The following is an 11,937-nucleotide window of genomic DNA, read 5'->3' on the forward strand; positions in this document are numbered from 1 at the left end:
TAAAAAATAAGACAAGCCTATAAAAATAGGCTCGTCATTCTTTACATTATTCTATATATCTAATGATTTATCCTTTTTTGAAGGTTTAGAATCGGGCTCATATTGATAATCATTAACCCAATAGTCTGCATTTTTAATACCTAGTTTTTCTGGATTAAAGACAGGATCAACTCCCTGTTTCAATTGCATTTCATAATCCTTAAACACTGCTAGTGCTGGCTTCGCTAAAATTAGTATGGCGATCATGTTTAACCATACCATCAATCCTAGACCAATATCACCAAATGCCCATGCTAGCTTTGCTTCTTCAACTGCTCCGTAATAGGTAGCAGCCAGTAAAACAAGCTTCAGGATAAACATGGCTTGCTTAGCAAACCTACCTTTTGTTAAATAGGCTATATTAGTTTCAGCGATATAATAGTATGCCATTATTGTTGTAAAAGCAAAGAAGAAAAGGGCAACTGCTACAAATGCTGCTCCAAATCCAGGTAAAACGGATTCAATTGCAGCCTGTGTGTATTCTGCTCCTGCTTCTACCCCTTGAAGGTTATTAACAATAAATGTACCATCTGGTGCTTCCGTATTATACATTCCTGTGAAAAGAATCATGAAGGCTGTAGCTGAACAAACTAGTAATGTATCAATATACACAGAAGCTGCTTGAACTAAGCCTTGTTTTGCAGGATGAGAAACCTCTGCTGCAGCTGCTGCGTGTGGACCTGTACCTTGACCCGCTTCGTTTGAATAAATTCCACGCTTAACGCCCCACGCAATGGCCATCCCGATAATTCCACCAAATGCAGAATCGAATGCAAATGCACTTCTAAAGATTAATCCAAGTACAGCTGGAAGCTGATCTATATTCATTCCAATAATAATGAGGGATAATAGAATATACGCTATCGCCATGAAAGGAACAATATAAGAAGCTGCTTTGGCAATCCGTTTTACCCCACCAAAAATAATAAGTGCAATTAAAACAATAATAATAATAGCTGTAATATTAGTACTTAAACCAAATGCATTCTCCACCGCAACTGCGATTGAATTTGATTGAATACCAGGCATTAGTATACCAACTGCTAAAAGAGCAGAAAGTGCAAAAAGTACAGCATACCATTTCCAGCCAATCCCTTTTTCTATGTAATAGGCTGGACCACCACGGTACTCTCCGTCCTGCTTTGTTTTATAAACCTGCGCAAGAGTCGATTCAATAAATGCACTCGAAGCACCTATGAAAGCAATTGCCCACATCCAAAATACAGCCCCAGGACCACCAAAAGCAATAGCAGTTGCAGTCCCCGCAATATTACCGGTACCTACACGACCTGAAAGGGATAATGCCAAAGCCTGAAAAGAAGAGACCCCTGCATCTGAGCTTTTCCCTTTAAACATTAAAGAAAACATCTCTTTGATATACCTTACCTGTAAAAACCTAGTTAATATTGAGAACAATAATCCAACAGCCAAGCACCCATAAATCATTGGAGAGCTCCAAAGTATTCCCACTAACCAATTAACAAATTCCTCCATAATTTACCTCCCGTTTTCAGAATTTTTTAAACAGTACAAGAAAATTATATGTTAATATCACCAAGCTTACAATACAATTTTTACCAAACGACAAACAAAAAGGAAATACTCTTCCTCTATCATTAGACATCGCTCTGTCACAATTACTAACTTTATTTTAGAGAACTAATTGACTTTATACTTTTGAGATTTACAATGGTAATCATATACAGCGCTAAAATAAGCCCTGCTATAATGCAGAGAATCAAACCGTATATTTTATTTAATTATTACCCTTGGTTTTTTCGGGAATAATAATAGCAACGTCCCTTTGTATTGTGAGAGTAAGGATTAAAAGGAGAGAATGTAAGGATGAAAGACAAAGTATATGTACCTGTCACTGTTGGGATTCTTAAAATTATGGTTACGGTATACGGATTTGTATTAGCTGCTGGAATCATCATTAACATCATGAAAGAAGAAGGTTTAGAAGGCATTTTATCTCTAATTGGTTTTAGTAGTCTCTATATTATTGCTTGTACCCTTCTTTATTTTGCAATTAAGAGTCAAAGAATCATATTAACGAACAAGGGTTTTATTTTAAAACAGCTCGGGATGGTTCGCCATCGGATTAACTACAAAGATATACATGAAATCCGTAAAGGGAAAATGAGCGGCTCACCCATTATGCATATTGAAGTTAATATAAATGACAAAAAGAAGGTCTATCCTGTCCCCTTCCTTCCATTTGAAAAGGATTGGAACGAAATACTTCTTCATTTAGAAACAGAATGCGGAAGGCCGATAGTCGGAGAAATGACATTGAAGAGGGCGCCAGGAGAGCTTAGAACCTGGGTTAACACATAAAATAAGGAGAGCTACTCTAACTGAGTAGCTCTCCTTTTCCTTTCACACTTAAACTGCATCATCCTCTACCTTACTATGATACATTTCATAGTAGAAGCCATTTGCATCTAATAGCTCCTGATGTGTTCCTTTTTCGATGATCGTTCCGTCCTTTAACACTAGAATGACATCCGCATTTTGAATGGTATTAAGCCTATGGGCAATGACAAAGCTTGTTCTTCCCTTCATAAGTCTTTGTAAGGCCTCTTGGATTTTCAATTCTGTAATAGTATCAATACTACTAGTTGCTTCATCTAAGATAAGAATAGTCGGGTCAGCAAGAATCGCTCTAGCGATAGAAAGTAACTGTCGTTGACCTTGGCTAATTCCGCTTCCATCTTGCTTCAGAAACATATGATACTGATTAGGGAGCTTCTTAATAAAGGAATGGGCATTAGCAAGCTTTGCCGCCTCAATTACTTCTTCATCAGTTGCATCCAATCTACCATACCGGATGTTTTCTAAAACCGTTCCTTCGAATAAAAAAGAATCCTGTAATACAAACCCCATATGCTGACGAAGACTAGAACGTTTGATTGAAGAAATATCTTTTCCATCAACTAGAATACTTCCATGGTCTAGCTCATAAAACCTAGATAATAGGTTTATGACAGTTGTTTTTCCTGCACCTGTTGGTCCTACTAACGCCACTGATTGACCTGGCTGTACATAGAAGGATAGTCCACTAACCGTATCCTCACCTTTTTCGTAGGAGAATGAAGCATCCTTAAATTCTACCTGTCCTCTTACATCTGTAAGCTCTCCTGCATTCTTTTCGTCGTTCTCTTCTTCTTCATGATCTAGAATTTCAAATACACGCTCAGCTCCTGCAACTGCTGATAATAATGTGTTAAATTGGTTGGCCAGATCATTTAATGGCCTTGTAAATTGTCTAGAGTATTCAGCAAAGATCACAATGGCTCCAATCGTAATCCAACCATTTAAGGCAAAAATTCCCCCAATCCCAGCAATGATCGCAAAACTAAGGTTATTTAGAACATTCATGACTTTTGGAATAAAGCCAGTAAAGGTTTGTGCCCAAAAAGCAGATCCTTTCAGTCGCTCACTTTTCACCATAAACTCTGAGATTACCTTTTCTTCCCGAGAAAAGGTTTTTACAATTCGTTGTCCTGAAACTGTCTCTTCAATAAAGCCATTAAGGTCACCCAGATTCTTTTGGGTTTCTTTAAATAGACTCCCAGTTCTTCTTGTAATCCACCGAATTCCCCAAAACATTGCTGGTATGATAGTTAGTGTAATAAACGTTAATAAAGGACTCAACCAAAGCATGACCGATATGGTCCCTACTAACGTAAGAATACTAGAGAATATTTGAATAACTGAGCTATTCAAGGTCGTACTAACATTTTCAATATCATTGGTAATTCTACTCATCAGTTCCCCGTGCTGACGCTTATCGAAAAACGGGATAGGCAATCGGTGTAAATGGCGGAATAGCTGATTCCTCATCGTTTCAACGGTCCGTTGCGCAATACCAATCATCCAAACATTTTGTAGCCAAAGGGAAATGGAATAAAAGATATAGATGACAACTAAGCCTATTAATAATTGAACCAATCCATTAGGATCTTGATTGACAATATAATCATCGATTGCCATCCCAATGAGAAAGGGTCCTAATAAACCTAACCCGGAGCTAATAAACACCATGAGTAAAACAAGCGACAAAAGACCTTTCCGTTCGGATAAATAATGCCATATTCGCTTAATTGTCCCCGACCAGTTTTTAGCTTTAGGTTTCTTTTTTGAAGGTTCATTTTGTGGGTCTAGTTGAATATTTAGTTTCTTGTAACGGAATGGCTTAGTCAGCTGCTCGAACATGGTCTTTTACCTCCTCTCCGTACTGAGAGAAATAGATCTTTTGATATAATGATGAATGTTCTAAAAGCTCTTCATGGCTACCTTCTGCCAACAGTGTTCCTTCATCTAAAAGAAGAATTTTATCAGCTTCAATAGCTGTGCTAATCTTTTGGGTGATAATTAAGGTCGTACATGTATACCCTCTAATTGCCTTTAAGAGTTTTGCTTCTGTTTTAAGATCCAAGGCACTGGTACTATCATCTAATAAGAGGATTTTCGGCTTTCTAATAAGTGCTCTAGCAATCGAAAGTCGTTGCTTCTGTCCACCTGATAAATTGACCCCTTTTTGCCCTAGCTTTGTTTCATATTGTTTAGGAAGCTTTTCAATCGTCTGATGAATTTGAGCGTCCTCCGCTGCCTTTATAACTTCTTCCATCGTTGGATGATCTTTTCCCCACTCAATATTCTCTTTGACTGAACCGGTGAAAAGCAAAGCTTCCTGCGGGACATACCCAATTTTTTTGCGGACTGTTTCCATCTTCATGGAAGCTACATCCTGCCCATCAATTAAGACTTGCCCTGAGGTCACATCATACAGTCTTGGAATAAGTTGGAAAAGGGAAGTCTTCCCTGATCCAGTTGCACCTAAAATGGCTACTGTTTCACCTGATTTTACTTTAAACGATAAATCCTCTAACACAGTGGCTTCTGTTCCTGGATATTTGAAAAATACATTCTTGAATTCAATTTCACCTGCGGCTACTTTTACGGATTCATTCGTCTCTTTTGCATCATTTAGATCAATTTCTGTATCTAATACGTCCACGATCCGATCCGCCGAAGCTCTTGCTCTAGAGAACGCCATGACAATCCATGAAAAGACAGATAAAGCAGATGTAATTCTCATTGAATAGTTGACAATCGCAACCACCTCTCCGACCTGTGCATTACCATTATTGACATCTACACTACCTACCCAGAGAACTGCTATAATACTTGCATTCATCAGCAATAATAGAAGAGGCATCGTCGTTTCCATAAGACGTAAGGCTGAAACGGTCTTTTCACGAAGAGCTTCGTTAGCTTTTGTAAATCGTTTTACTTCATGAGTTCTTCTCATAAAAGCTTTAATGAGTCTCATCCCAATTAAGTTTTCACGCATTACACTATTTACCGCATCCAATCGCCCTTGTACTAAACTGAAAAAGGCACCTCCCTTATTCATCACCCAAATTAGGAAGAAAAATAGAACAGGGACAGTTACCACTAAAAATAGTGCGAGCTTGACGTTCACAACTAGTGCCATTATCACTCCACCAATAATTAAGAGGGGAGCTCTTAGCATGATTCGCAGACCCATAAAAATAGTGTTTTGAAGCTGGGTGACGTCGTTCGTCATCCTTGTAATAAGCGATGACGTTGGGAATTTGTTAAAATTAGCAAACGAAAACATTTGGGTCTTTTCAAACAGACTTTTCCTTATGTCAAATCCATAGCTTTGACTAACATGGGCTGCATAAAAGGAATTCGTGATCCCTGCTAAAAATGCTAGCAAAGACATTCCGACCATTACGCCTCCCCACATCATTACGACTCCCATATCTTCTTGCAAAATGCCATCGTCAATGATCTTTGCCATCAGTAATGGATGAAGTAATTCTACAACTAACTCAGTTAACATTAAGATGAGTGCAATGGTTACTTGAACACGATATGGTTTTAGAAACGATAATACTTTCAACATCACTATGCCTCCAAACATGCTGTAACAAATCTTTAGTTAAACTAATATCTCGAACTGAATCTACTTATCTAGTATTATAATACTCTTTTTGTTTATATTTTCAATTAAATTACAGAACATTCTTATTTTTACTACACTACTTAGAAAAAAGAAGTCTCCTATTGGAGACCTTCTTTAAGATGCAGCTTGATGCTCCCCAACTCTGTTTTTGCGCCCCTCTATTATGGTCAATACAACTGCAATAAGAAGAAAGAAGCTAGAGATTTGAAACAAGGTTCCGATTTCAAGAAATTGGGCAAGAATCCCGAATACTAATCCACCTAATCCAATTCCAAGATCTATGGATGAATAGAACATCCCATTTGCTACGCCTCTTCTGTTCATTGGGGTTTTTGATAGTGTCCATGATTGTAGAGTAGGGAGTAATGAACCAAATCCAATCCCAAACAACGCACCTGCGATGATAATAAATAAATCAGAGTGAGCAAATGATAAAACCCACATTCCAATAAACGTAATGCATGAACAAAGTAAAATTAGTCCTTTAGGTCCTTTCTCATCAAACCATTTTCCAGCAATGGGTCTTGCTAAGGAAGCCATAATTGCATTACTTAAATAAAATAAAAAGATGTGTTCTATTCCTCGCTCTTCACCGAAAATGACGATAAAGGTAGCGATCGACCCATATCCAAAGGTTGCCATCATCGTAATAAATGCTGGATACCAACCGGCTCTTTCGACTAGTGAACCAATATATGAAAACTTTAAATCTTTTTTATTTGTCTTCTGTACTACTTCGGGTGTGATGTAATTAACGAGTGCAAATAAAATAATCGCAATAACTCCTAGGATTCCCGAGAAGATGATGAGATTTGAAAATGTCGTGACTTGATACAGATAAATTCCAAGACTTGGTGCAATGATCATCCCAAGTGTTACCGAAAGGCCGAAATAGCCCATTCCTTCACCTAATCTTGAATTAGGTACAACATCGACTGCAGCAGTTCCGTTAACAGTTGTTGACCATCCCCAAGCCAATCCATGAATAAATCGAAATGCTAAAAAGAGAATGACTATTTGTGAAATAGGATATGTAAAAGTGACTGCCAATAACGCGACAGCCCCAATTAATACTAGTGGTTTTCTGCTCCTGTACTCAAGCATATATCCTATAAAAGGGCGGCTTAAAATGGCTCCAATAGAAAACAGGCTTGTCACTAGTCCTATCTCTAAACCAGTTGCCCCTAGTGATTTTATATATGGAGGCAGAGTTGGAATCAGCATCTGAAATGACATAAATATAAATAAATTTCCAACCATTAACAAAATAAAGGACTTACTCCATAATGCTTCCTTCATTTATAGCTCCTCCTCTACTAAACCCGTTACTTAATTAATATTTCGTCTTACTAAATAATACCACAAATTTATAGGTCCTGGTGCTCTTTCTTTCATTAGTTTTTGCTAAGCCTTTTAGGTTTTTGAATACAGTTATAATAGATATTTTGGGTAATAGGTTGTTTCTGAGGAGTTTCTGCATTCATTAGGACATTTATTCTATTGTGGAGTAGTAGATTATTTACACAATCTAAAAAAGCCAACATATAGTTGGCGAATTTCATGCGGCCCATGAATTAGAGACCACCTAATCTTGTCGTAGCTTGTGCTCCCATTTGATTTGCATACTGTAAATACTCGGTGAGTGTTACCACACTATTAGGATACCCTTGCTTATGAAAGCAATACAAGATTGCCGCCATAAAGGCATCGCCAGCCCCAGTTGTATCTACCACATTTACCTTAACCCCTGGAACTGTAATCCTTGAACCTTCCCAAACGGCCATTGCCCCCTTTGCTCCCAAGGTGATCAAGAGGTAAGGAATATTCAAATCCTCCACTCTCTGAAGTGCCTCTTCTAAGTAAGAAGAGTTGGTTAAGAACAAAAGCTCCTCCTCACTCATTTTCACAATGTCAGCTTTTTTAAAGAAGGACATGATGGTTGTTCTACACTCTTCTTCCGATCCCCAACGCTTTATCCGGATATTAGCATCAAACGCTATCATTAAATTAGACTGCCTGGCCATCTCCAAAGCTTTAATAGTTGTTGATTTAGCTAGATGGTGAAACAATGTACCCGAACCAAAATAAAACAATTTGGCATGATTAAAGACATTCTGATTTAGCTCTTCAGCCATCAACCATTCATCAGGAGTTTCATTCAGATATGAATGAAAAACTCTTTCTCCATTTTCATCTAACTGAATCGTCACCTTACATAATTTCTTATTTAAAGATTGACTACTGTAAGTGAGATCGACTTTCTGCTTTACTAATTCCTCTTTTGCAAACTGACTCGTTTCATCTACTCCTATTTTACAAAGGTAGTAGGATGGAATCCCTTGTTTACTAACACCAACAGCAACATTAATAGTAGCCCCACCAAGATATGGTTGGTAATTTAAATTCTGCCTATCTACAGATATTAAATCCACCATAACCTCTCCAAACGATATGACCCCATCCTTTTTCAAAAGTTCACATCCGTTTCATTTGTACTTTTCCTCATCTTAAAGAAAAAAGTATGTAATTTATAAACTACATACTTTCTTTTATACAGTCTCAACAATTGGGAACTCAATCACAAACACGGTCCCTTCTTCTGAGCTTGATTTTAATATAATGGCTCCATCATGATTTTCTAAAATTCGATGAACAATTGTTAAACCTAGGCCGGTTCCTTTTTCTTTAGTACTCGAAAATGGCTCAAAAATAGAATGTTGGAATTCCATCGGTATTCCAGGACCTGTATCCTTAATATATACCCTGTAAATGGATCCCTCCACTTCTGAATAAATCGAAATCATGCCTTTTTCACCAATTGCTTCTAGACTATTTCGAATTAGATTATGAAAAACTTGTTTAATCTGAATAGAATCAACATATAGCGGAACCCTTTCCAGTTTAACGGAGAGCTCGATTTCTTCTGGACAGATGGTTTGTGTTATTAATGGTTTAATTTCCTCCACAATATCCTTGAGGTAGCTTTCCTTCTTTATAGGAGCTCCTGGTTTGGATAATAGAAGCATTTCTTCAATTATTAAATTGATTCTCTCTATTTCTTTTAAAAGTAGTTCTAGTTGAAATTGTCCCTGATCACTTTTTGATAAGGATTGATTCATAAGTGTAATAAATCCATGAATGACAGTTAATGGATTTCTAATTTCATGAGCTGCTCCAGCTGCAATCTCACCAACTACCGCTAGTTTTTCAGTTTGATGCATTCTATTCTCGAGTTTTTCTGTTTCAGTTATATCCACAAAGTAAAAGATACTTCCAATTACCATCCCAAACTGATCTACTAATTCAGATTGTGAGATTAAGAGCTGTTTTACATCTCCATCTGCAGTAGTAAATGCCAGCTTTATATTTCGGACATTTTCTCTTTTAACGAGTAGTTTCCAAAATTCCTGGTTACCAATTTCAGAAACGACTTTCTCTAAATCATGTAAGTTTCTCTCCTTCAGCTTTAATAACTTATCAGCCGAACTGTTAAGCGAAATATCAGATGTACGATTATCAATGGTGATAATTCCAACCGGCAGTGAATTCAAAATCTGTTCCCGATAATTTTTATCTAAAGTAATTAGCTTAAACGAATCTTCTAAACGAATGGACATTTTATTAATGGCTGTCGTTAATGATTGAAGTTCTACTTGGTTTGCTTTTTCAATCGTTAAACCGTACTTACCACCCGCAATTAAATCGACCTTTCGAATCATATTCTCAATTGGTTTCGTTAAGCTTGCACTCATTCGATAAGAGAAAAGAACAGATAAAATAATGGCGATTGCTACTAGCGACAGTAGTAGCCATAGAGATTCCTTTATAATCATGTTGAACTGATTAGAGTGATGGTTTAAAGTCGTTAAGCTTTCTCTCTTATAACCAGAAACCTTTTCCTGTAACTCCACAAGTCTTGGTAAATATACTTCAGTAATATACTTTTTGGCTGCTTCTTGATCTCCGAAGTAAACTAAGCCTTGGACATTATTTAAAATAATAAAGTCTAGGAGTTCTATTTCACGATTTAACTGCTCTAATGTTTCTGGTAAATCACCATGATGCTTTATTTGATTATGATAGCTTGTTGAATACGTATTATACTCTTCTATAAAATCACAACAAAATTCACCTTTTAAATCGTGGTTAATAATATACTTCTTGAAATGAAGCTCTTCCTCCCAATGTGAAAGCCAAACCATTTCTGGGATGGAGGTTTCTTCTATGGCTTTACTTACCCCGTTAATCTCTTCAATAGATTGCACTAGGAAAAACGAATAACTGGTAAGAAGCATAGTAATAAGTAGAAGGATGGTTAGTATTTTACTGCGGAATGACATCCTATTTAACAGATTTTTCATAAGCCTTCACACACCACTTTACTTACCAAATTGTAATTCTCCTTTTTCAAACTTCTGTATCTCAGATTCGATATAAGCAATTTCCTTTTTAGAAAACATTGGGCCAAAGGGTGCTAATTTATACACACCATCCTCTTTTGTTAAAAGCACTTTACCCGAGGGAATTCCTTCCTCACTAAAATAATCTTCCATGATTGATACATACACTTGAGGAACATCATTTAACACACTGGTCAGGACTACATCATGTCCCATATATGATTGATCATCCAAATAACCTATTACATAAACCCCTTTTTCCTTTGCTAAATCAATGACATTTTGATTATAGGCATTGCCTCTTGAATAAATAACATCCACTCCCAATGTTAATAATTCCTTCATTAATTGCGTGGCTTTTTCTCCATCATCTCTAGTTCCTACAGCACGGTAATGGAATGTTGCTTCAGGTAGGTAATACATTAATGCACTTGAAAATTCTATTAAATCCTCTTCCTGTGGCTTTGAGTCTATAACTGCAACCTGCTTACTTGTTGTTTTTAAGGCTGCTGTTAATCCTGCAAAATGCTCTATGACACCTTGATCAAACGTATATACAGTTTGATTTGATTGTGTTGAATGACCGTGGACGGTAATGAATCTGACATCCTTATACTGAGAGGCTAAGGTCGAAAACATTTCTGAAAATTCTCGTCCATGTCCTATAATTAGTTTAGATTCCGATTCAATCGCAGTTTCCACAGTTTCTTTAATCGCCTCATCCGTTTTAACTTCACTAAATAAGAAGACGTCAACTGGAAAGCGTTCCTCTATTTTTAACATTCCTTTATATGCAAGACTTCCCCAACTTTGGTCATTAAGATGATCAGCAGTTAAAATGGTTACCTTTTCCTTAACAGATACATCCGCATCCTTCTGTCCCTTTAATATTCCTATCACTTCAGTAGAAATAGCGAATAACAAAACACCTACAACGAAAATAGTAATATATAAAATGAAACGAGCTTGTTTGAATTGTTGCATACATTCGGCCCCTAACCTTGTAAGCTTGTACTCTCATTATATGAAACTATGTCCATCATTGATATAGAAAAATCTACAAAAACCACGATGAATCGACAAAATCCCCACCAGTTATAGGTCATTAGTCCTTATCCGGATAACCCAAGCAAAAGATAACTTAAAAAAATAGAAAAAATGGCAAATTTGTGAACGAAAAAGTTTGACAAATTTGTGAACAAAATTAAAATAGAAGTAAGGGGATGATATAAATGAACGAAAAGCAAATGAAGACATTAACGTTTGGTAGAAAAATGACAGCTATTGGGCTATTAGTGGGCTTTCTTGTATTTTTAACAGGGTTAGTTGTAAACGGTCCCAACCAAGATAACTACACCTTGTTTATTGGCCTTAGTGTAATGGTTACCTCTATGCTGCTTTTTGGATTCGGCCTTTTCTTAATGCTCTTACAGGATGTAACTCACCAAAACTCAATCTCAAAAATTAATCATTAATTAAATATGAAAAGACAAA

General features: G+C 36.8%; 9 protein-coding genes. 2 read left to right on the forward strand and 7 right to left on the reverse strand.

The features are described 5' to 3' along the window. Window positions 1–51: 51 nt before the first annotated feature. The gene (locus tag M1D60_RS21325) at window positions 52–1,533 is read right to left on the reverse strand and encodes an alanine/glycine:cation symporter family protein (protein WP_456276815.1); all 1,482 of its coding nucleotides are present in this window, start codon (window positions 1,531–1,533) and stop codon (window positions 52–54) included. Window positions 1,534–1,884: 351 nt separating this feature from the next. On the opposite strand from M1D60_RS21325, the gene M1D60_RS21330 reads away from it, so the two are divergent. After that, complete coding sequence (locus tag M1D60_RS21330; protein WP_456276816.1) at window positions 1,885–2,379, forward strand: hypothetical protein; 495 nt, start codon at window positions 1,885–1,887, stop codon at window positions 2,377–2,379. 48 nt (window positions 2,380–2,427) lie between these two features. On the opposite strand, the gene M1D60_RS21335 is transcribed toward M1D60_RS21330, so the two are convergent. From M1D60_RS21335 to M1D60_RS21360, 6 genes are all read right to left on the reverse strand, one after another. After that, a complete protein-coding gene (locus tag M1D60_RS21335; RefSeq protein WP_456276817.1) occupies window positions 2,428–4,260 on the reverse strand; it encodes an ABC transporter ATP-binding protein in 1,833 nt (610 codons plus the stop codon). After that, entirely contained in the window at window positions 4,241–5,983 is a 1,743-nt protein-coding gene (locus tag M1D60_RS21340; protein WP_456276818.1) for an ABC transporter ATP-binding protein, read from the reverse strand. Before M1D60_RS21340 ends, M1D60_RS21335 begins: the two co-directional genes overlap by 20 nt. 174 nt (window positions 5,984–6,157) lie before the next feature. Further along, on the reverse strand, window positions 6,158–7,342 hold the full coding sequence (locus M1D60_RS21345; protein ID WP_456276819.1) for an MFS transporter: 1,185 nt from the start codon (window positions 7,340–7,342) through the stop codon (window positions 6,158–6,160). A gap of 275 nt (window positions 7,343–7,617) precedes the next feature. Then, window positions 7,618–8,514 carry a carbohydrate kinase family protein gene (locus M1D60_RS21350; RefSeq protein ID WP_456276820.1) on the reverse strand — a complete coding sequence of 299 codons (897 nt, stop codon included), beginning with the start codon at window positions 8,512–8,514 and terminating at the stop codon, window positions 7,618–7,620. 78 nt (window positions 8,515–8,592) lie between these two features. Next, window positions 8,593–10,404 (reverse strand): sensor histidine kinase, encoded by a 1,812-nt coding sequence (locus tag M1D60_RS21355; RefSeq protein ID WP_456276821.1) that lies wholly within the window; start codon window positions 10,402–10,404, stop codon window positions 8,593–8,595. Window positions 10,405–10,422: 18 nt separating this feature from the next. Next, entirely contained in the window at window positions 10,423–11,427 is a 1,005-nt protein-coding gene (locus M1D60_RS21360) for a BMP family ABC transporter substrate-binding protein (protein WP_456276822.1), read from the reverse strand. 248 nt (window positions 11,428–11,675) lie between these two features. Between M1D60_RS21360 and M1D60_RS21365 the strand changes: the two genes are divergently transcribed. Continuing rightward, entirely contained in the window at window positions 11,676–11,918 is a 243-nt protein-coding gene (locus M1D60_RS21365; RefSeq protein ID WP_456276823.1) for a hypothetical protein, read from the forward strand. Window positions 11,919–11,937: the final 19 nt, after the last annotated feature.

This window comes from Bacillus sp. AK128, from assembly GCF_053903075.1.